This window comes from Paraburkholderia aromaticivorans (genome assembly GCF_012689525.1).
Lineage (GTDB): Bacteria > Pseudomonadota > Gammaproteobacteria > Burkholderiales > Burkholderiaceae > Paraburkholderia > Paraburkholderia aromaticivorans_A.
In genome coordinates, this window is record NZ_CP051516.1 from 3,382,560 (window position 1) to 3,404,083 (window position 21,524).

The following is a 21,524-nucleotide window of genomic DNA, read 5'->3' on the forward strand; positions in this document are numbered from 1 at the left end:
GGAAAAAGCACGGTGCGTGATCGGAGCGCAATTCATGCGCTGCCCCCGCAACGCATGTGGTCACTACCGTGTGAGCCGCTATTGGTCTACTTACCCTTCTTCGCGCTGGCCGCGGTCTTCGGGTGGCTCTCTGCCGCAGCCTTCGACGCCTTGCTGGACGTGGAAGCCGACACCTTGGTCACCTTGCCATTGCTGGCGCTGGATGCCGTCGGCTTGCTGACCTTGCCTACCGGTTCAGACACCTTCACCACCTCTGTCCGGCCACGACCCTTCTTCTTATCGTAGCGAGATTCACTTCTGGAGTCTGCGACGCGGGTGCCGATCTTCTCGACGCCGCCGCCTTGCACATCGGTCGCGATGCGTTCCGGACCCGGCTCGCTCGGCATGGCCTTGCCGACCGGCACGTGCAGCACGATCACCTGACCGCGCGAAACGCCGTCGCGATGCGTACGGTTCCATGCCTTCAGCTGGCCGACCGACACGTCGTAACGCACGGCGATGGCCGCCATCGACTGATTGCGGCGCACGCGAATCAGCATCTTGCGCGTATCGGGGACGTCGGGCTCCATGGCCAGTACCGCGCTTTCGGCGACGTCGGCGCTGATGTCCTCGTCGTCATCCGAACCGCGCGGCACCACGATCGTGGAGCCGGGTTTCAAACGCATGCCGACCGGAATCTTGTTCACTTCCATCAGCGTGTCGGCGTCGACACCGATCTTCTGCGCGATCGCCGCGGGCGCCGCGCGTTCGGTGACCGTGTACGTGGTCCACGACGACAGCGAACCGGAGTAAGTCTTCAGATTGCGCTCGAAGGCGCTGGCGTTATCGAACGGCAGCAGGATCTGCGGCTGCGTCGCGCCGAGAATCACCGGCTTCCTGAACGACGGGTTCAGCGAGCGGAATTCGTCTGCGGACAGATTCGAGAGCTTGGCGGCCATGTCCACGTCGATGTCGTGCGAGGTGGTCACCGTCACGAAATACGGGTGGTTCGGAATGCTCGGCAGCGCGAGCCCGTACATTTGCGGGTTCATCACGATGTTCTTGACCGCCTGCAGCTTCGGCACGTAGTTACGCGTCTCGTTCGGCATGCGCAGGCTGAGGTAGTCGGTGGGCAAGCCCGCCGCTTCGTTGCGCGCAATGGCGCGCTGCACGTTACCCTCGCCCCAGTTGTACGCCGCGAGCGCCAACTGCCAGTCGCCGAACATGTCATGCAGACGCGACAGATAGTCGAGCGCGGCGCTGGTCGACGCCAGCACGTCGCGGCGCTCGTCCTGCCACATGTTCTGCTTGAGGTTGTAGGTGCGCCCCGTGCCCGGCATGAACTGCCACATGCCGGCCGCCTTCGCCACCGACAACGCCTGCGGGCTATACGCCGATTCGATGAACGGCAGCAACGCGAGCTCGGTCGGCATATGGCGCGCTTCAAGCTCTTCGACGATGTGATACAGGTACTTCTGCGAGCGCTCGGTCATGCGCTGCACGTAGTCAGGCCGTTGCGCATACCAGCTGACCTGCATGTCGACGAGGTCGGTTTGCAGGTCCGGCATCTGGAAACCACGGCGAATACGGCCCCAAAGGTCGGCGTCGGCGCTTGTCAACTGAGTGACGGAGCCTTGATCGACGTTGATCGTCTCTTTGGCGGTGGCTGACTTGCGAAGGGCGTCTGCTACGGCTTGCTGACTGGCGGGGTTGGTTGCGGTGTTCGGAATACTCGTCGTCGGTCCCTGGCTCGCGCAGGCGGCGAGCGTCAGGACCAGCAACGCACTAAAGATAAATCGCATGAAAATCTCGGCTTCCACAAGGGCTGGAATTTGCAGCCGATAGTACGAAACGGCAACGTTTACGTCAATCGGAAAATTACGAAAAAATCAAGTAAATCTTGGGCTTGGCGAATTTTTCCGATTCTTCGCGTGAGGATTGCCCTGCCTGGGGCCCGGTCAACGGAAGCGGTTTTTCCATTCGCGCATCAAGGTAAAGGCCGTCAATCGATCCGGCACTTTCTCGTGCAGCTGCTCCTGCAGGTTCGCCTGAACGGTCGCAACGCCGGCGCGCAAAAACGGATTCACGGCGCGTTCGTGGGCGATCGTGGTGGGCAGCGTCGGCACGTCGCGCGCGCGCAATTCGCTCGCTTTGTCCCGCCAGGCTTGCAGTTCGGCGTTGCCCGGCTCGCAGGCGAGCGCGAAGCGGATATTCGACAGCGTGTATTCGTGCGCGCAGTGAACCTCGGTCGCGCCGGGCAAGGCGGCCAGCGCATCCAGCGAGGCGAGCATCTGCTTCGGCGTGCCTTCGAACAGCCGGCCGCAACCGCAGGCGAACAGCGTGTCGCCGCAAAACACATGCGGCGTGCCTTGCGGGTCGGCCGGCTGGAAATAGGCGATGTGGCCGCTCGTGTGACCCGGCACGTCGAGCACGCTCAATTCGAGCGCGGGTGCAGCAATCGACACGTGATCACCATTTTTCAGACGGTGCGTGAGATGCTCGATCGCTTCACCGGCGGGGCCGTAGACGGGCACGGCCTGGCCATTCAGCAGATCGGCCACCCCGCCGACGTGGTCTTGATGATGGTGCGTGAGTAAAATAGCGCTCAGCCGCCAACCCCGTTTCGCCAGATAGGCTTTTACGGGGGCGGCCTCACCCGGATCGACGACTGCCGCGTGGTATCCGTCGGAAACGACCCAGATGTAATTGTCATCAAACGCCGGGACCGGTACGTACTCGAGCGCATTCATAGGCGACGCATTCTTTGATATGACTGACGGATCGATTATAGACTGGCCCGCCTGGACCGACTCGCCACCTGGCCGATACGTACTCGAGTGGGAGCAAACCCAGCTCGACCGCGTGGTGTCGGACGTGTTCGGTTACCATGCGCTGCAACTCGGCCTGCCGCAGCTCGACGCCTTGCGCGAGAACCGCATGCCATGCCGCGGGCTCGTGCTCGACGCCGCGAGCGGAGCGAGCGCGCCGTATGCGTATCCGCGCGGCGCGGGGCGGGCCGGCAATGGCAATCGCAATGGTTCAGGCAACGGCGCGGCGCAAGACGCACTCGCGGGTTTGCCGGCGCCAGATGGACGCAGCGCCGTCTGGTGCGACCTGCTGGACCTGCCGTTCGAAGCGCAAAGCGTCGATCTGATCGTGATGCCGCACACGCTGGAATTCACGAGCGACCCGCACCGTCTGTTGCGCGAAGCCGAGCGCGTGTTGATGCCCGAAGGCCAGCTGATCATTCTCGGCTTCAATTCGTTGTCGCTGTGGGGCGCGCGGCAATCGGTCGGCAAGATGACCGGCCGGCCGTTCGTGCCGGCGGCCGTCGACCTGATCGCCTTCACGCGCCTGAAAGACTGGATCAAGCTGCTAGGCTTCGACCTTGAACGCGGGCGCTTCGGCTGCTATCGTCCGCCGCTTGGCAGCGAACAATGGCTGTCCCGTTACGGTTTCATGGAGGCCGCCGGCGACCGCTGGTGGCCGATTTTCGGCGCCACCTACATGATCAAGGCGATCAAGCGCGTGCGCGGCATGCGTCTCGTCGGCCCGCTGAAAGTGAAGAAACCCGTCCTCGCCGCGGGCCTCGCGCCCGCCGCCACACCGAATACACGTAACCACACTCAATGACTTCCGATCTCATCGATATTTATACCGACGGCGCCTGCAAAGGCAACCCCGGCCCCGGCGGCTGGGGCGCGTTGCTGCGCTTCGGCGACCAGGAAAAAGAACTGTTCGGCGGCGAAGCCAACACCACCAACAACCGCATGGAGCTGATGGGCGTGATCGCCGCGCTCGAAGCGCTGAAGCGTCCCTGCAAAGCGGTCGTGCATACCGACTCGCAATATGTGCAAAAAGGCATCAGCGAATGGATCCACGGCTGGAAGAAGAAAGGCTGGATCACCGCCGCGAAGCAGCCGGTCAAGAACTCTGATTTGTGGAAGCGGCTCGATGCGCTCGTGGCGCAACACGACATCGAGTGGCGCTGGGTGCGCGGGCACAATGGCCACCCGGAAAACGAGCGCGCTGATCAGCTGGCCAATCGCGGCGTTGCGTCACTCGCGCAGATGTAATTCCTGCTGCGACGGCGCGCGCCCGCTGGCCGCGCGCCATCTTTTTTTGCTGCAATTATCTCAGGCAGGCTAATCCGACATGCGTCAACTCATCCTCGATACCGAAACCACCGGCCTGAATGCCCGCACCGGCGACCGGATCCTTGAACTCGGTTGCGTCGAAATGGTGAACCGCCGGCTTACGGGCAACAATCTGCACTTCTACATCAATCCAGAACGCGATAGCGATCCCGGCGCACTGGCTGTGCACGGACTGACCACCGAGTTCCTGCGCGACAAGCCGAAGTTCGCCGAGATCGCCGATCAGTTTCGCGACTTCATCCAGGACGCGGAACTGATCATCCACAACGCACCGTTCGATATCGGCTTTCTCGACGCCGAGTTCGCGTTGCTGGGTTTGCCGCAGGTAAAAACCTACTGCGGCGAAATCATCGACACGCTGGCGCGCGCCAAGCAGATATTCCCCGGCAAGCGCAATTCACTCGACGCACTGTGCGATCGCTTCGGCATCAGCAACGCGCACCGCACGCTGCACGGCGCCCTGCTCGACTCGGAACTGCTCGCTGAGGTCTATCTGGCGATGACGCGCGGCCAGGAAAGCCTTGTCATCGACATGCTCGGCGAGTCGCACGCCGGTGGCGACGCGCATGCGCCGCGCGTGGCGATCAGTTCGCTCGATCTGATCGTGATCGCCGCCAGCGACGACGAGCTTGCCGCGCACCAGACGGTACTCGACGGTCTCGACAAGGCGATCAAGGGCACGAGCGTGTGGCGCCTCGAACCGGCGCCGGCTGCGGATGAGCAAACCGCTTAAAAAGTACTGGACGAGGCCGAAAATCCCTGACATAATCCGGCTCTCTTCGGGTGGTTAGCTCAGCGGTAGAGCACTGCCTTCACACGGCAGGGGTCACTGGTTCGATCCCAGTACTACCCACCAGAATTTTGGTGTGTCGATCACCGAAGACTAAAGGGCTCACGTAGAAATGCGTGAGCCCTTTTTCATTTCGCGGTTTGACTCATAGATCGGCGTGTGGAAACCGTACGGAATGCCAGGCAGATTCCAGCGCTCAACGTCCGGCTCGGTCATCAACTCCGGATTTTCGTACGTTTGCGGCCGCCATATACTGCTGATATAGTTGGCATTCGGGCATTCGCCCCGTCCATTTTTCCACCTCATTCGACCATAGGGAGGCGCCACATGTTTGCAATGCGTATCGCCGTCCCCGGCATGGTCTCGCGAGCGTTCTCGCGACCTTAATCTGTCCGATTAGGTCTCCGATTCGCCGTTCACGTGGTGTCGCCTGAATAAGGCACTCCGCGCAATTCCCAGACAGTCCGCAGTGCCATCGCCGATGTATTCCGGCGCCTTTCGACTGTCTCGTCCTTTCGCTTCTGACTGGAACCTCGGTGCGCTCATGCGCCACCGGGTCGTGGCAAATGACCAGAAAAAAACTCGACTTTCGCGGACAAGCCTTCAAGGACGTCCTCGGCTTTACCTTCCATCACTGGGCGCAGCAGCCTGGGCGCATCCTCGTCATTACGGGGCTGGTGCTGCTCTCGGCATTGGCCGACGTACTCACGCCGATGTTCGCGGGACGCCTCGTCGACGCCATCGCATCCGGCGCGGCCAGCAACGCCGTCGCCTGGCATGCGGCGATCACGGCCTTCTGCGTGCTGGGTGCGCTCGGCCTCGGCGCCACGTTGCTGCGGCAAGGCGTGTACTTCAACATCATCCGGCTCACGCTCAAGATGATGAGCGAGATCGCGGCCAACGCGTTTCATCGCGTGCAACGCTTTTCGACCGACTGGCACGCCAACAGCTTCGCCGGCTCCACAGTGCGCAAGATCACGCGCGGCATGTGGGCGCTCGACCTGCTCAACGACACGCTGCTGATCGCACTGTTGCCGTCGCTCGTCATGCTGGTCGGCGCAACGGTCCTGCTCGGCTGGCGCTGGCCGATGATGGGCGCGGTCGTCGGCGTCGGCTCGGTGGTCTACATCGCGGTGACGGTGGCCATGTCGCTCGGGTTCGTCGCGCCGGCCGCGCGTCTCGCGAATGCGTGGGACACGCGCATGGGCGGCGCGCTCGCCGACGCGGTGAGTTGCAACGGCGTGGTCAAGGCGTTCGGCGCGGAGGAGCGCGAAGAAGTGCTGCTCGCGCGAGTGATCGGCAAGTGGCGGCACCGCACGCGCCGCACATGGATGCGCGGCACGATCAACGGCGGCGTCCAGGGCGGCATGCTGGTGGCGATCCAGGCCGCGATTCTCGGCGCGGCGCTGCTGTTGTGGGCGCGCGGCGAAGCGGGCGTCGGCGACATCACGTTCGCGCTGACCATGTTCTTCATGCTGCAAGGCTATCTGCGCGACGTGGGCATGCACATCCGTAACCTGCAACGCTCGGTCAACGACATGGAGGAACTGGTGTCGCAGGAGAGCCAGCCGCTCGGTATCGAGGACCGCCCCGGCGCGGGTCCGATCACGATCAGCAAAGGCGAGATCCGGTTCGAGCACGTCACCTTTCACTACGGAACGAACGGCCGGCCGCTTTACGACAACTTCTCCGTGCGCATCGCGCCCGGCGAGCGCGTCGGATTGGTCGGGCATTCGGGTTCGGGGAAGACTACGTTCATCAAGCTGATCCAGCGGCTCTATGACATTTCGGAAGGCCGGATCACGATCGACGGTCAGGACATCGCCAAAGTGCGGCAGGCGTCTCTGCGCAGCCAGATCGCGATCGTTCAGCAGGAGCCGGTGCTGTTTCACCGCTCGCTCGCCGAGAACATCGCGTATGCGCGGCCCGGCGCGAGCCGTGCCGAGATCGAGCGGGCCGCGAAGCTCGCGAGCGCGCACGGCTTCATCGCGGCGCTGCCCAATGGCTATGACACGCTGGTCGGTGAACGCGGCGTCAAGCTCTCGGGCGGCGAACGTCAGCGCGTCGCCATCGCACGGGCGTTTCTCGCCGACGCGCCGATCCTCATTCTGGACGAGGCGACGTCGAGTCTCGACAGCGAAAGCGAGGTGCTGATCCAGCAGGCCATGGAGCGGCTGATGATGGGCCGCACCACGCTGGTGGTGGCGCACCGCCTTTCCACCGTGCGTGCGCTGGACCGGCTGCTGGTGCTGGACAAAGGCAAGGTGATCGAGGAAGGCAGCCATGACGCGCTGATCAGACTCGAGAACGGCCTGTACCGGCGGTTGTTCGAGCGTCAGGCGCTGGAGCTGATCAAGGGTCTGGGCGAGCCGGAATTCACGACTCGGACCGCGCGGCCGAACGTGAACCGGACGGACGATTCCAGCTTGCTGGTTGGGAAGTAAATTGGAACCGGGCGTGTGGGACGTCAGCGTGAAATCGCAGGTATGCAGCGGCGTTTTCGATTGGCGTTCCACCGCCCGTTTTTTATGAGCGCGAGTGCAGGCTCGAACGCGCAAGCAGCGCCAGCCCTAACCTGCGCGAACCGTCCACACGCCCCGGGCGCTGCGAATTACACCACGCCCGCAGGCAACCCCACGCCGCGCGCCATCCCGGTCGCCGCAAACACCATCAACACCATCGCTATCGTCTGTATCACGCTATAGCGCGCGTAAGAACGCGCTTTGCGCAAATCCGGCGCGGTGCCTTTCCTGATCGCAGCGCGCCAGCGCATCAGCGCGAGCATCGACGGCACTTCGAGGATGAGAATGATCAGCAGCAGCGTCATCTTGAGATGAAAGAGCGGCTCGTGGAGATAGTAGTCGGCGCCCTTTTCGAGGCCGCCGAAAGCGCGCATCAACCCGGTGACGATCAACACCAATGCCGAGATACCCCACCCTGTATCCGCCCGGAACACGGAGCGCAGCGCGGCAGGCACGCTCGCGCGGCGGAGCGCCCACGTGCGCCGCAGAATCGACGCGAGCGCGAAGCCATAAGCAAGCAAATGGATGGCGGCAATCAACCAGCGAACCAGCATAGCGACTCCTGCAAAGGACGCGATACGATCGTTGTGTGTCTCACTCGCCCACGCTGAAGCGCCGGGCGCCATGACTTCATTATCGACTACGGCTCAATCTACAACGCCTGCTTCGGCCACGGGGTGTGGCCGACTGCACAAACCGGCAGATTCAGACCTGCTGCAAGGATGTGTCAAGCGCGCGGGCGGCGACCCGATCGCCTTCGGTCGTCAGCGCGGTGCGGAATACGGTCTGCCGGTTGTGCCCCGCGGCGGCCGGCGAATCCCACAGTAACTCGATCTTCGGACGGCGGCCGAAGGCGCCGCGCGCCAGCGACGGCGCAGCCGCCGACCCCAGCGACGCGCCGGACCCACCCGGCTCGCCCACGGCGCCGAACGCCACGGCCGGAGTGGGCGTCGGCGTCGGCGTCGTTCGTGCGTCCTGCCCGGCCGCCCAGCGCACGGACAATTCGCGCGCGTCGTACTGCCCCACCTTGCGGCGCTCCGCCCACACGATCACCGTCCGCGTGGCCGGATCGAGCGCGACCGCATAGCGGCCGATCGCGAAACGGCGCGCGGCGATATTGGTACGCCACAGCGCGCGCGGCCGGCAAATCCACAGCACGGCGGCATACAGCGCCGGCGCGGCCAGCAGCCAGCCGTTGGAGGCTGCCACCGCATTGGCGGCACGCCGCCAACCGGCGCTCGCGGCGAACGCGCCGACCGACCAGACCGCAAACAGGAACCCGAGGAAAGCGAACAGACGCAGCGCCTGCCGCAGCCATTGCGGCAGCGGATGCAACGGGCGCTCGGCCACGGCGCGCGCCCCCGGCAGGAAGATCAGCAGGAACAGGAAGACGAGGTTGATGCACGCCCACGGCGAGGACAGCATGGCCAGCAACGACGCGCCCGCATCCAGGTCCGCCATCGAAAAAAGCCAGCGAGCGAGGATCACGAGACCGATGGCGCGCAACGCGAAAATCGTTCCGGCGCCGGGCGCCGCGTTCGCACGCGTCTCTTTCGTTCTCGCCAAGGCATCCTCCTGTCGTCGGCGGCGCCGCAGCCAAATTTGCGGCAGGGCCATTATAGGGATATTACGGAGAGTGGCTCATTCTTACCGGCCGAAACCCGAACTTTCGTCCGTTGATTGGGATAAACGCGGCGCGCTCGCAACAACGCCCCGTGGGCAAGTGCCTCACGGGGCGTTGCTGGCGGCCTTCGGAGCGCCTGAACGCGCTCCTCGAGCCGAGGCGACTTTTTTACCTGTCGCGCATTAGCTGGCGTTGACTTCGCGCAGCACAGTACGGTGCTTCTGACGCAGCAGCTCTTCGTAGGTGGCGACATAGTTCTTCGCCATGACCTTCGACGAAAAGCGCGACTCGAACGCCTTGCGCACACCGGCGCGCGACAGCGTGTGCAGACGCTTGACTGCGGCGACCGCGCTGATTTCGTCTTCGACGACGAAGCCCGACACACCGTTTTCAATCACTTCCGGCACCGAACCGCGGTTGAATGCGATCGCCGGCGTACCGCACGCCATTGCTTCGATCATGACCAGACCGAAGGGCTCCGGCCAGTCGATCGGGAACACCAGTGCATGCGCGTTGCCGAGGAACTCACGCTTTTCGGCTTCGCCGATTTCGCCGATGTACTCGACGTGCGGGAGCGCCATCAGCGGCTTGATCACTTCTTCGTAATAGGCGCGGTCGGCCTTGTCGATCTTGGCGGCGACCTTGAGCTTCATGCCTGCCTGGCCGGCGATGCGGATCGCGCGGTCGAGGCCCTTCTCCGGCGAGACGCGGCCGAGGAAAGCGAGGTAGCCCGGCTCGACGTTGGAGATCGGCGTGAGCACGTTTTCCGGCAGGCCGTGATACACGGTTTGCAGCCAGTTGGCCTGTTGCAGGGGCATGCGCTGGTTGTCCGAAATCGACACGACCGGCACGTCGCTGAACGTATTGAACACCGGTTGCAGTTCCGGCAGATCGAGACGGCCGTGCAGCGTGGTCAGGAACGGCACCGGCTGACGCGCGAACAGCGAGAACGGGTAGTAGTCGATGTGGAAATGCAGCACGTCGAATTCGTCCGCGCGGCGGCGCACTTCTTCGAGCAGCAGCATGTGCGGCGCCATCACGTCGCGGATGGTCGGGTCGAGGCGCAGCGCCTGCGGCCAGAAAGCTTCGAGTTTCGCCGAGGTCTGCGAATCGCCGCTCGCAAAGAGCGTGACGTCGTGGCCCTGCTCGACCAGAGCTTCGGTCAGATAGGACACCACGCGTTCCGTACCACCATACAGCTTGGGAGGAACCGCCTCGTGCAACGGAGCGATTTGAGCGATTCGCATATGAAAAACTCCTCGTAAAAAATCAGGCAAAGGTACTGCGTTTGGTAAAAGCGACTCGCTTGCTCGCCAGGGCAGTCTGGCCGGACATGCCGGCTCGGGCCTGATTCTTTCGAGAAATCCTGCGATGGATCGCTTGGGTAGTGAGCCCAGACCCGTGTTCAATGTCTGCGCATGTGCCGGTAAACGCACACATGGCACCTACGTTGACAAACTGTCAGAAAATTCGGCGGGCCTACAGAGCATGCATTATCAATGCCGGGATTCGCGCTGCACCACAACATTTCAAAGTCTTTACGTTGTTACAAACGCGAAACACTTTGCAAACCCTTGTTTTCTAAGACAGTTCTACAGTGGCAACTGGCTTGCGGCACGGACCGCCGAGGTGGTCTCGTAAGCTCTTGCGTCAACTCTGCCGGCAAGCGTTGAAGAAATGCCGCACCGCGATTGAATGCAATTTGTAATTATATCCCGAAATTTTGCGCGGCCCGCGTGGACCCTGACCCCGTAGACGGGTCGAGCAGCGGTAGGTCGCAAACGTCTATCGCGAAATCAATCGCGCCAAGGCCCGGATACACAGGGCGCAATCGCTTTTGCATGTTTACAATGCGAAGCATCGGCTTCGCGGCGAACCTTTTTCCAAGTGGCCCACGCTTTGCATGCACAACCCGAAACACACCAACCTCACGATCAATTGGAACATTTAACCATCGCTCAGCGTAATGCCGAGAACGCAAAGCTCGCGAGCTATGCGCATCGGCCGCTTGCGTTCCTTTTCCGCTTTATCCGCCGCCATCCGCTCGCGCATGCGATCGTCCTGGGCAGCGTGTTTGCGGCCGTGAGCTGTGCGCTCGCTTCGCAATACGCGATCAAACATCTGATCGACGTGCTCGGCGAAGGCCGGCACCATCCCGGCCCGCTGTGGGGGGCGTTCGCCATCCTGGTTGGCCTGATCGCCGCCGACAACCTGCTGTGGCGGGTCGGCGGCTGGGTCGCCGCGCACACGTTCGTCGCCGTGACCGGCGATCTGCGGCGCGACCTGTTCCAATATCTGAGCGGACACTCGCCGACGTACTACTCCGAGAAGCAGCCGGGCATGCTCGCAAGCCGGATCACGGCGACTTCGAACGCGGTCTACACGGCGGAGAACACCACCGCGTGGAACGTGCTGCCGCCGTGCATCGCGGTGTTCGGCGCGATCGTCATGATCATCGCGGTGAATCCGCTGATGGCCTGCGGCCTGATGCTCTGCTCGGCCATTCTGTCGGTCGTGCTGTACAAGCTGGCCGGGCGCGGCTCCGCGCGCCATCACCATTTCGCCACCAAGGCGGCGTCGGTGGACGGCGAATTGGTCGACGTGATCAGCAACATGGGCCTCGTACGCGCTTTCGGCATGACGTTTCGCGAGCAGCAGCGGTTCGGCGCAACGGTCAAGGCCGAGATGGACGCGCGCCAGCAGAGCCTGCTGTATCTGGAAAAGCTGCGTCTGCTGCATGCGGTGATCACCGCGCTGCTATCGGCGGGCTTGCTGGGCTGGGCGCTGTGGCTGTGGGATCAAGGCAAGGCGACCTCGGGCGACATCGTGCTGGTCAGCTCGCTCGGCTTCACGATCCTGCACGGCACGCGCGATCTGGCCGTGGCGCTCGTCGATGTCACGCAGCACGTGGCGCGTCTCGCGGAAGCCGTGCGCACGTTGCTCGAGCCGCACGGCATGCCCGACCGCGACGGCGCTTCCGAACTCGTGCCGCAAGGCGGCCGCATCGATTTCGAAAGCGTGACGTTCGCCTACCCGCGCCGCCGGCCGATTCTCGATCACTTCGACTTGCATATCGAACCCGGCCAGCGCGTCGGCCTGATCGGCAAATCGGGCGCGGGCAAATCCACCGTGCTGGCATTGCTGCAGCGTTTTTATGAGACGCAAGGCGGCGCGATCAAGATCGACGGCCAGGAGATCGCCACGATCACGCAGGACAGTTTGCGCCACGCGATCGCGCTGGTGCCGCAGGACATCTCGCTGTTCCACCGCACCGTGTACGAGAACATCGCCTACGGGCGCCCGGAAGCGAGCCGCGATGAAGTGCTCGCGGCCGCGCGCGAGGCGCGTTGCGCGGACTTTATCGAGGCCATGCCGGAAGGCTACGACACGATCGTCGGCGACCGCGGCGTGAAGCTGTCGGGCGGCCAGCGTCAGCGGATCGCGATTGCACGCGCGATCCTGAAGAACGCGCCGATCCTGCTGCTCGATGAAGCGACCTCGGCGCTCGACAGCGCATCGGAAGAAGCAATCCAGAAAGCGCTCGACCGGCTGATGGTCGGCCGCACCGTGGTCGCGATCGCGCACCGTCTGTCGACGCTGAACAACTTCGACCGGATCATCGTGATGAGCGCCGGCAAGGTCATCGACGACGGCAGCCCGGAAGAACTGCGCCAGCGCCCGGGTTTGTATCGCGATCTGCTCACCAAGCAGTATGGTAAGGGCCACACGCTGCACATCGGCGGCAAGAAGGTCGACGAACAGCACGTGGTGTGAGCCCGCGAGCGGCGTGCTTCGAGGCGCGAGCCGTCATCGCCATGAGAAAAGCCGCTCGAGAGCGGCTTTTCTTTTACGCGTGTTGCAATGCAGCCCCGACCGCAGCCTACCCGGCCTGAGTTTCGCGCGCCGCCTTTTTCCCCGGCACGGCGCGCGCCTTCCCGCTTCGGGTGCTCTTTGCACCAGCGACGCCCTGCAAATCGCGCATGAAGTTATCGCGCCACACCGACACATTGTTCTCGCGCAACTGCACCATCATGTCGCGATGACGCGCCTGACGCTCCGCGAGCGGCATGCCGAGCGCCCGTGCGAGCGCCTCGGCCATGCCGTCGATATCGACCGGATTGACGATCAGCGCGCCGTCCAGTTCCTGCGCGGCGCCGGCAAAGCGCGACAACACGAGCACGCCGGGATTTTCCGGATCCTGCGCCGACACATACTCCTTGGCGACGAGGTTCATGCCATCGCGCAACGGCGTGACATAGCCGACATGCGCGGTGCGGAACAGCGCGGCCAGCACCGAGCGCTCGTACTGCTTGTGGATGTAGAGAATCGGCGTCCAGTCCAGTTCGGCGAAGCGCCCATTGATGCGCCCCGACTCCCCTTCGAGCTGCAAGCGAATGTCCTGATACGCGTGCATGTCGGCGCGCGTCGGCGGCGCAATCTGCAGGAACGACACCTTGTTACGTTGCGCGGTCGCGTGTTCGAGCAGACGCTCGAAAGCGCGAAAACGTTCGACCAGTCCCTTCGAATAGTCGAGCCGGTCCACGCTCATGATCAGCTTGCGCGAATGCAGCGTCGCCTTCATGGTGCGCACCGGTTTGCCGCGCTCACCCGCTTTCGCGAGTTCGGCGATCTCGTCCGGATAGACGCCGATCGGATACGCCGCCGCGCGCAGCGTGCGGCCGAACGCGTGGATCGTCAGCGGGCCTTTCGCGGATGCGTCGACCGAGCCGTTCGCCTCATTGACGATGTAGTCGCAGAACGCGCGCAGATCCGGCGCCGTCTGGAAGCCGAGCAAATCGAACGAACACAGCGCTTCGACCAGTTCGCGATGCGGCGGCACCGCCAGCAGCACCTGCGAAGCCGGAAACGGAATGTGCAGGAAAAAGCCGATGCGGTTCTTCACGCCCGCGGCGCGCAGCGCCTGCGCGAACGGAATCAGATGGTAGTCGTGGACCCAGATCACGTCGTCTTCGCGCAGCAGCGGCACGAGTTGTTGCGCGAGCCACGCATTGACGCGGCAGTAGCCCTCGAAGTCGTGCCGGTCGTACTGCAGCAAGTCGGCGCGATAGTGGAACGCCGGCCACAGCGTGGCGTTCGAGAAGCCACGATAGTACTGATCGTAATCGCGGCGCATCAGCGCGATGGTCGCGAAGGTCACCGGGCCGCGTTCCTCGACCTTGATCTGCGGCTGGCCCGAGCTGAGCACGTCGCCGCTCCAGCCGAACCACATGCCGCCGGTTTCCTTCAGCGCGTCGTACACGCCGACCGCCAGACCACCCGCCGCCGGGCCGCCCTCCGAGATCGGCGCAACCCGGTTCGATACGATGATCAGTCGGCTCATGAAGCGCGATTCCCGATGCAGTGCGTTGTTTGCTTTGGGCGATGCGTCGCGGCCATCATGCGGTGCGCGCCGCCGCGACGATCGATGCCAGCCAATCGAGCAGGTCGGACACCGACTCGATTCGCGTACGCGCCATCGTCTCGCCGGGACCAACCTTGATCGACACGCCGCCGCGTTCGTTGACGACGGCGAAGCCTTTCTCGTCGGTCAGATCATCACCGGCAAAGACCGGCTTGCGGCCGACGAACGGCGGCTCGTCGAGGAACGCGCGCAGCGCGCGACCCTTATCGACATCTTTAGGTTTGATTTCGTAGACCATCTTGCCCGGCTGCAGCACGTAGGAGCCGGCGTAATCGGCCACCAGCCGCTCGGTCGCCTCGCGCGCCACGGTCTCGCGATCCGGCGCATTCCGGTAGTGCAGCGCCACGGCCGCGCCCTTGATCTCGAGCAGCATGCCGGCGTTCTCGTTGACCACCTGCGCAAGCACCTGCTCCATGCGCAGCAGCCGCTCGTCGTGGAAGCCGATGCGCTGCGTGTCGCCGTTCGCGTCGCGCCGCTCGGCGCCGTGCAGGCCGGCAATCGGCAGATCGGGCATGGCGAGAAAACTGTCGATGCTGTCGATACCGCGGCCCGACACGACCGCCACCGCGCCGTTTGTCAGACTGCGCAACTCGCTCAGCAAATCGATCACGCGAGGTTGCACCAGCACGCCGTCCGGCGTGGGGGCCAGTTCGACGAGCGTGCCGTCGAAATCGAAGAAAAATGCCGTCTCGCTCGGAGACAGAACAGCCGGAAGTGCTTGCATCGGTTAGTTTTGCCTTTCAGCCTTCTGCGGCCGGAAAAGTGTGCGCATCTTACCGCGCATCCATCAATTTTTCGAGAAAGTAAGGCTGGGCACAAGCCCAGCCGGGCGCCGCAGGCGAGCCTCGGCGGCGATTGCGTTCAAAATGAGAACAATCCGACTTCAGCCGGCTTTCAGCCGCCTGCGTCAAATTGCCTCGCAAACCGCGCGCCCGCGGGCGCTGCGCGACGTCATCGGCTAATTTGCGCTAAAGTCGCAGCCACGCGAAACATTGCCGTTACGACCATATTTGCACACTATGACCGCGCAAGCGCCGCACGCGCATCGAGCGGCGCCGCAATTCAATCGAGTCACTGAACCCTGCTTTGTTCCCGATCTTCTCATCCCGGCACTCGCAACGGCACTTCGCAATTTCACGCAGGCCATGGTCCGCGCGCCTGTTTGCGCTGACGCTGATGCTGGGCGCGCTGACGGTGCTCGCCGGCTGCACGCATCGCACGGAAACGTGGCAATTGACCAATGTGACCGGCCATCTGCCGGATCTCGATTTCACGCTGACCGGCGACGATGGCCGCCCGGTCAACGGCGATTCGTTCAAGGGCCGCACCTCGCTTGTCTATTTCGGCTACACGCATTGCCCGGACGTCTGTCCTGAAACGATGGGCCGGCTGATGCAGGTGCTCGGCAAGCTCGGCCCCGACGCGCAGAAGGTGCGCATCCTGTTCATCACCGTCGATCCCGCGCGCGACACGGCGCAGGCCTTGCACGATTACGTCGGCGCCTTCGACGCGAAACACGCCGAAGGGCTGACCGGCACCGACTGGCAGATCGAGTCGCTCGCCAAGCGTTACCGCGTCGCCTATCAGATGGAAAAGCGCGACCCCTCCGGCAACTATGAAGTCACCCATAGTTCCGCCGTCTATGTGTTCGACAGCCAGGGCCACGCGCGCCTGCTGGCCACCGACCACGACACGCCCGATGCGATCGCACAAGACCTGCGACGCATTGTCGATGACCGTTCCTGACCTTTCCCGAGTTCAACCATGTCGATCAAGATCAAAACGTTCGCTGCACTGAGTTGCGCCCTCGCCCTTTCGTTCGGTGTCGCATCGACCGCGCAAGCGGCGGGCGCCAATGCGATCAGCGTGAAGGACGCGTGGGTCCGCTGGCTGCCCAACAACCTGCCCGCCGCCGGCTATGTGACGCTCGTCAACGCGAGCGACAAACCGGTCGATCTCGTCGATATCTCCAGCAACGACTACGGCGACGCGATGCTGCATCAGACCGTGTCGAACGGTTCGTCGCAGAAGATGGTGATGGTCGACAAGCTGACGGTGCCCGCGCACGGTCAGGTGGCGATCGCGCCCGGCGGCTATCACGTGATGCTCGAAGACGCAAAGCACAAGGTCGCGCCGGGCGATACCGTGCATCTCAAGCTCAAATTCTCCGACGGCGAAACGCTCGACACGCCGTTCGCCGTCAAGTCGCCGGCGCAAACCAAGTAACGTGCCGCGATGAATCCGCTCTACTGGCTCGATCCCTGGGAGTTTTCGCCGACCGTCGTGATCGCGTTGCTGGTGCCCGCGATCCTGTTCGTGCGTGGCGCGCGTAAAGCGAAGGTGTCGGTTGCGCGGCGTATCTCCTTCTGGTTCGGACTGGTGGCGTTATACGTCGCGTTGCATACGCGGCTCGATTATTTCTTCGAGCATGAGTTCTTCATGCATCGCGCGCAGCATCTGGTGCTGCATCACCTCGGGCCGTTCTTCATCGCGCTGTCGTATCCGGGCGCGGCGTTGCGCGCGGGTATTCCGTTCGATTGGCGGCAGCGCTTCGTGCGACCCGCGCTGGAAACACCGGTGGTGCGCAAGCTGCTCGACGTGGTGATGCATCCCGTGGTCGCGGTCACGTTGTTCGTCGGGCTGATCTACTTCTGGCTGATGTCGCCGATTCACTTCATGGCGATGCTCGACTGGCGTCTTTATCGCGTGATGAACTGGAGCATGGTGATCGACGGCCTGCTGTTCTGGTGGCTCGTGCTCGATCCGCGTCCCGCGCCACCGGCGCGTCTGTCGCCGGGCAAGCGCGTGCTGGTGGTGATCGCCGCGATTCCGCCGCAGATCATTCTCGGCGCCTTCATCTTCTTCACGCCGCACGAGCTGTATCCGATCTACTCGATCTGCGGCCGCGCGTTCACATGGTTGAGCCCGATGCGCGATCAGCAGATCGGCGGGCTGTTGCTGTGGATTCCGGGTTCGATGATGAGCGTGATCGGCGCGCTGCTCGCCTTGCGTCACTGGATGCGGCTGTCGGCGCGCGGACGTTTGCATAGCGAACGGCGCGCGAAAGCTACGCAGACTCCAGCACCCACGGCGTCGGCGTCGGCGCCGGCGCGCGGCCAGCACTGATTCTACGATTCGATTGAAACCCGGCGCGCCCGCGCCGGGCTCAGCTTGCTGTAGCCGCTTCAGGCCGACCGCATCCACACATGCGGGATGCCGTCTTCTTCGTGAATCTCTGAAACCGGCGCGAAACCGAACGCACCATAGAAACCTTGCAGATGCGCCTGCGCATGCAACCGGATCGGCGTGCGAGGCCACTGCGCGCGAATATGCATCAGCGACCGCTCAAGCATCGCATTGCCCAGCCCGATGCCGCGGAATTCGGCGGTCGTCAGCACGCGGCCGATGCGGATATCGGTGTCGTCCGCGTCGGGCAGCAGCACGCGCAGATAACCCGCGAGCGCCGGGCGTTGTTCATCGGGGCCATACACCAGCAGATGCCACGCATCCATATCGAGCCCATCGATATCGCCGTACAAGCAGTTCTGCTCGACGACGAACACCGCGCTGCGTGCACCCAGCATCGTATAGACCTCGACGCCCGTGAGTTCGTCGAAGGATTTCCAGCGCCAATCAAGTTGCGCCAGCCGCGTGGCGGCGGTTTGCTGCGGTTCAGTCATGACAACGTTCTAAAGAAAGAGTCGCGCCGCACGGAGAGCGGCGATGCGTGATTATGCCGCGCGTGACGGCTTCGCCGCCATGCAGCGCTCAGTTGCGATGCGCGGCGCGCGCCTTCGACGCCTGTTTGTGGCTGTACATCGCGGCGTCGGCGGCCGCCAGCAGTTCGGCAATCGATTCGTGCCGGGCAGAATCGTATTGAATCTGCCCGACGCTATAGCGGATGTGATAGCCACGCTGCGCTTCGGCATTGCGCGCGTCCAGCATCTGCGTGAGCCGCTGCGTCACTTCCTGCGTGGCGCCGCTGTCCGAATCGGTGAGTAGCACGACGAACTCGTCGCCGCCGAGCCGTCCGATCACATCGCTTTCGCGCAGCGCAGTGCGCAAGACGTCGGCGAAAGTCTTCAGCGCGCGATCGCCTTCGGCGTGGCCGAGCGTGTCGTTGATCTGCTTGAAATCGTTCAGGTCGAAGAACAGCAGCGACGCCGGTTTGTGCATCCGCTTGCAAACGTTCAGCGCATGTTGCGCGAGTGCCTCGAAACCGCGCCGGTTCGACAGAAGCGTCAGATCGTCGAGCGTGGCCAACTGCACCGCCGCCAACTCCTGCTCGGCCATGCGCGCCAGATCGCGCAGCAGTTCACGTTCTTCTTCGTCAAGGCCACGCGGCTTGGTGTCGATCAGACAGAGCGTGCCGAGCTTGCTGCCGTTGGGCACCGTCAGCGGACAGCCGGCGTAGAAACGGACATTCGGGTCGTCCGTGACGAACGGATTGTCGTGAAACCGCTCGTCCGCCAGCGTGTCGGGCACCATCAAAATTTCGTCGCCGAGAATCGCGTGCGCGCAGAACGACACGTCACGCGAGGTCTCGCTCGCCGTCAGCCCGACGCACGACTTGAACCATTGACGGTCCGCATCGACGAGGCTTACGAGCGCGATGGGCACGCTGAAGAGTCGCTTGGCAAGCCGTGTCAGACGATCGAAGCGCTCTTCCGGCAACGTATCGAGAATATGCAGCGCACGCAGGGTGTCGAGACGGGCGCTTTCGTTACTGGGCGTCGGTGGGACGTGCATGTTGTATTCCCTAGGGCGACCGGCGTGGCCGAAGTGGTGGGCCGGTAGTGTATAGCGGTGCGCTTTACCTTGGGGCAAAACCACGGCGCGAGAGTTCCCGCCGATTGCGTGCGCGCCGGATCCGCATCCGAGCCGATGCAGGCCGCATCGGCCTGCCACGCTCGCGCGGCGACGGCTTTGCTATGGATTGGCAAAGACCGGTTCGACGGGCCGCGCGAGGCAGTCGATCAGATTGCCGGGGCCGCACAGATGCAGCGCGCCGACCACCACCAACGTGCGCTCCGGCCGCGTGAACAACTCGGTCAGGCGCGCCGCCCATGCGCGATTGCGCGCGTCGAGAATCGCATGCCGGATGCCCGGCAGATTGAACATCGGCGACTCGATGGCGATCTGGTGCACGGCGGGCAGATCGCCATCCAGCCAGGCCGCGTGCATGCGCTCGAGCGTGCGCTGCGGTTCGTCGAGATCGGCCATCAGCAGGCCGAGCGCCGCGCCGACCGCATCGAGCGGAATCGATTCGAGCGCCGCCGCTACCTCCTCCGCAGTCTCGAGATACCGATAAGGTTTGGCCTGCGTGATCGCCGAGCGCAGCATGCGCGGCTCGACACCTTCGACGACCTGCTGGAACAGCGTCGGCGCGACGATCAACGCGGCCCACGGACGCAGATCCGCGAGTGGCGCCAAAGGCCCTTCAACGGGCCACGCCGCGTGAAGTTGCCGCCACGCGTCGGCGGATAGCCAGGGCTGCAGTTGCTCCGCGCCGCCTTGTTGGTCGGCCTTCAGAAACGGCAGAATCGTCGGCGGATCGGACTCGAAGACGAGCGCTTCGGCCCAGTCATAGGCCTCGGCGATCCACGGCGGCGTTCTTCGGCTCGTCGCCGGAAACAGATGCATCGAGCCGAGCAGGCGAACTTGGGTGCCGGTGAGTTGTAAGTACATGCAGCCTCGGTGTGGACAAGCAGTGACGCAAGAATCGGACGCGCCGGTCAATCGATCACGTGCAGAATGAATTGTGCGCCACAGCTGACACGATAACGACAACGCAGAGAATCAGCCCATATAAAAATAAAGCCCCAAACGATGGGGCTTTACTGTGCGGAAAAAATCTGCCGCTGAATATTCGTATGCGAGGCGCTCATTCCGGGCTTTTTTTGAACGACTCCAGCTCACTCGTATAACGCTCATTTCGAACGCCATTGCTGGCGTAATACTCCTCCACCGATTTTACCCATCGGCCTATCTCGGGCACATACCAGATGGCTTTATAGGTACGCCCGGTCGCCTGAACCGGGCCGGTTTTCTGCGCATGCGTGACCATCGCCGTATCGCCCTGCTGGATCTGCACGGCCTGGGTGACGGTCTGCGTCGGTTCGAGTTGCGCGACCCAGTCGCCTTCCGCTTCGACCTTGATCGCCTGGAATTTGCCCGCCGGCACTTCGACGGTTTCCGTATCCACCACCCGATAGTGTGTGCTCCACTTTTCCGAAGCGTGCATCTTGTTCGGATGCAGTTCGGTGTAGTCGATGTTCCAGGTTTTGCCGGCCGACAACGGGAACGCGAGCGGCCGGTTGACCACCACTTCCGCGCCATTCACATTGCGCTCGCGACTCCAGTCCGCGCCGGCGATCGCTTCGTTCGGCGGCTGGGTCGAGCCCGACGGTTTCGACGCGTAGTAGATGTGCGACGGCGTCGCGCGCAAGACGGTCACCTCGTCGTGTGTCTGGCGCCAGACCGAAGGCGCTTTCTCGAACGTGTCGATGTAGGTCCACGTGTCGCCGGCTTTGACCGCCGAAGCCGGCGCCGATTGCGCAATAGCCAGCATCGGCAAGCCGACGGCGAACAGCACGGCTGCGGTTATGGTTTTTTTCATTGGTCGATATGTCGTAGTTTTAGCGGGTTTGCCCGGCCCCGTGCTTTCGCGATACAAAGCGTCGCCATCTATTAGAACCGATGGCAAGCAATGCTTATGAACGCGCGAAATGGTATTGCACACTCTACATTATCGGCAATTGCCGAATGCAATCAATGCATCGTTCCGTGCATTAAACGATCAGCAAAACAAGTTTGAAAGACAATAAAAAGAAAGTGAAAGTGCGTGAAAAGCAATTGGTAAATAACCATTGATGCCGGCGGTCGAACCTGCCGCGCCGCACGTGCTCGTCGCGCTGCTCAAAGTGCTGATGAGCGCGAGTGCCGACATGCTCTGCTACCCCGTGTCCCTGCAACGAGACCCGCAACCGCGCCAGCATCCCCCTCAGCCCCGCCAAGGAAACCGACGCTG

The 21,524-nt window shown here is 63.2% G+C and carries 19 protein-coding genes and 1 tRNA gene; 9 read left to right on the forward strand and 11 right to left on the reverse strand.

Going from position 1 to position 21,524, the window contains the following annotated elements:
* Positions 1-86: 86 nt before the first annotated feature.
* A complete protein-coding gene (locus HF916_RS43340) occupies positions 87-1,781 on the reverse strand; it encodes a transglycosylase SLT domain-containing protein (RefSeq protein WP_168794776.1) in 1,695 nt (564 codons plus the stop codon).
* Between the two features lie 156 nt (positions 1,782-1,937).
* Positions 1,938-2,729, reverse strand: coding sequence for a hydroxyacylglutathione hydrolase (gene gloB / locus HF916_RS43345; protein WP_168794777.1), 792 nt, complete (start codon positions 2,727-2,729; stop codon positions 1,938-1,940).
* Between the two features lie 19 nt (positions 2,730-2,748).
* Here gloB and HF916_RS43350 point away from each other — a divergent pair, with 19 nt between their 5' ends.
* The 5 genes from HF916_RS43350 (at position 2,749) to HF916_RS43370 (ending at position 7,370) form a co-directional block, all read left to right on the forward strand.
* Positions 2,749-3,612: a class I SAM-dependent methyltransferase gene (locus tag HF916_RS43350; protein ID WP_168794778.1), complete on the forward strand. Its 864-nt coding sequence runs from the start codon at positions 2,749-2,751 to the stop codon at positions 3,610-3,612.
* Positions 3,609-4,055 carry a ribonuclease HI gene (gene rnhA / locus HF916_RS43355; protein ID WP_168794779.1) on the forward strand — a complete coding sequence of 149 codons (447 nt, stop codon included), beginning with the start codon at positions 3,609-3,611 and terminating at the stop codon, positions 4,053-4,055. The genes HF916_RS43350 and rnhA overlap by 4 nt, the downstream gene beginning before the upstream one ends.
* Positions 4,056-4,134: 79 nt before the next feature.
* Positions 4,135-4,869, forward strand: coding sequence for a DNA polymerase III subunit epsilon (gene dnaQ, locus HF916_RS43360; RefSeq protein ID WP_168794780.1), 735 nt, complete (start codon positions 4,135-4,137; stop codon positions 4,867-4,869).
* 48 nt (positions 4,870-4,917) lie between these two features.
* Positions 4,918-4,992: transfer RNA gene (locus HF916_RS43365), tRNA-Val, on the forward strand.
* A 500-nt stretch (positions 4,993-5,492) separates the two neighbouring features.
* Entirely contained in the window at positions 5,493-7,370 is a 1,878-nt protein-coding gene (locus tag HF916_RS43370; protein ID WP_168794781.1) for an ABC transporter ATP-binding protein, read from the forward strand.
* 167 nt (positions 7,371-7,537) lie between these two features.
* Here the strand turns inward: HF916_RS43370 and HF916_RS43375 are convergent, their stop codons facing one another.
* The 3 genes from HF916_RS43375 to HF916_RS43385 form a co-directional block, all read right to left on the reverse strand.
* A complete protein-coding gene (locus HF916_RS43375) occupies positions 7,538-8,002 on the reverse strand; it encodes a DUF2214 family protein (protein WP_168794782.1) in 465 nt (154 codons plus the stop codon).
* A gap of 151 nt (positions 8,003-8,153) precedes the next feature.
* The gene (locus HF916_RS43380) at positions 8,154-9,014 is read right to left on the reverse strand and encodes a hypothetical protein (protein WP_168794783.1); all 861 of its coding nucleotides are present in this window, start codon (positions 9,012-9,014) and stop codon (positions 8,154-8,156) included.
* A 240-nt stretch (positions 9,015-9,254) separates the two neighbouring features.
* Entirely contained in the window at positions 9,255-10,319 is a 1,065-nt protein-coding gene (locus HF916_RS43385; RefSeq protein WP_168794784.1) for a glycosyltransferase family 4 protein, read from the reverse strand.
* Between the two features lie 691 nt (positions 10,320-11,010).
* On the opposite strand from HF916_RS43385, the gene HF916_RS43390 reads away from it, so the two are divergent.
* A complete protein-coding gene (locus tag HF916_RS43390; protein ID WP_168794785.1) occupies positions 11,011-12,846 on the forward strand; it encodes an ABC transporter ATP-binding protein in 1,836 nt (611 codons plus the stop codon).
* A 106-nt stretch (positions 12,847-12,952) separates the two neighbouring features.
* Here the strand turns inward: HF916_RS43390 and otsA are convergent, their stop codons facing one another.
* Together otsA and otsB are read right to left on the reverse strand one after the other, a co-directional pair.
* A complete protein-coding gene (gene otsA / locus HF916_RS43395) occupies positions 12,953-14,413 on the reverse strand; it encodes an alpha,alpha-trehalose-phosphate synthase (UDP-forming) (protein WP_168794786.1) in 1,461 nt (486 codons plus the stop codon).
* A 55-nt stretch (positions 14,414-14,468) separates the two neighbouring features.
* On the reverse strand, positions 14,469-15,218 hold the full coding sequence (gene otsB / locus HF916_RS43400) for a trehalose-phosphatase (protein WP_168794787.1): 750 nt from the start codon (positions 15,216-15,218) through the stop codon (positions 14,469-14,471).
* Between the two features lie 452 nt (positions 15,219-15,670).
* Between otsB and HF916_RS43405 the strand changes: the two genes are divergently transcribed.
* Genes HF916_RS43405 through HF916_RS43415 form a run of 3 tightly spaced genes read left to right on the forward strand, consistent with a single transcriptional unit; the run spans position 15,671 to position 17,620 of the window.
* Positions 15,671-16,240, forward strand: a complete 570-nt coding sequence (locus tag HF916_RS43405) for an SCO family protein (protein ID WP_168795848.1) — start codon at positions 15,671-15,673, stop codon at positions 16,238-16,240.
* Between the two features lie 18 nt (positions 16,241-16,258).
* Positions 16,259-16,720 (forward strand): copper chaperone PCu(A)C, encoded by a 462-nt coding sequence (locus HF916_RS43410; protein ID WP_168794788.1) that lies wholly within the window; start codon positions 16,259-16,261, stop codon positions 16,718-16,720.
* Between the two features lie 9 nt (positions 16,721-16,729).
* Positions 16,730-17,620 carry a cytochrome c oxidase assembly protein gene (locus HF916_RS43415; protein WP_168794789.1) on the forward strand — a complete coding sequence of 297 codons (891 nt, stop codon included), beginning with the start codon at positions 16,730-16,732 and terminating at the stop codon, positions 17,618-17,620.
* Between the two features lie 59 nt (positions 17,621-17,679).
* On the opposite strand, the gene HF916_RS43420 is transcribed toward HF916_RS43415, so the two are convergent.
* The 4 genes from HF916_RS43420 to HF916_RS43435 form a co-directional block, all read right to left on the reverse strand.
* Entirely contained in the window at positions 17,680-18,174 is a 495-nt protein-coding gene (locus HF916_RS43420; RefSeq protein ID WP_168794790.1) for a GNAT family N-acetyltransferase, read from the reverse strand.
* Between the two features lie 88 nt (positions 18,175-18,262).
* Positions 18,263-19,243, reverse strand: coding sequence for a sensor domain-containing diguanylate cyclase (locus HF916_RS43425; RefSeq protein WP_168794791.1), 981 nt, complete (start codon positions 19,241-19,243; stop codon positions 18,263-18,265).
* 180 nt (positions 19,244-19,423) lie between these two features.
* The gene (locus HF916_RS43430) at positions 19,424-20,182 is read right to left on the reverse strand and encodes a TraB/GumN family protein (RefSeq protein WP_168794792.1); all 759 of its coding nucleotides are present in this window, start codon (positions 20,180-20,182) and stop codon (positions 19,424-19,426) included.
* A 196-nt stretch (positions 20,183-20,378) separates the two neighbouring features.
* A complete protein-coding gene (locus HF916_RS43435) occupies positions 20,379-21,113 on the reverse strand; it encodes a hypothetical protein (protein ID WP_168794793.1) in 735 nt (244 codons plus the stop codon).
* Positions 21,114-21,524: the final 411 nt, after the last annotated feature.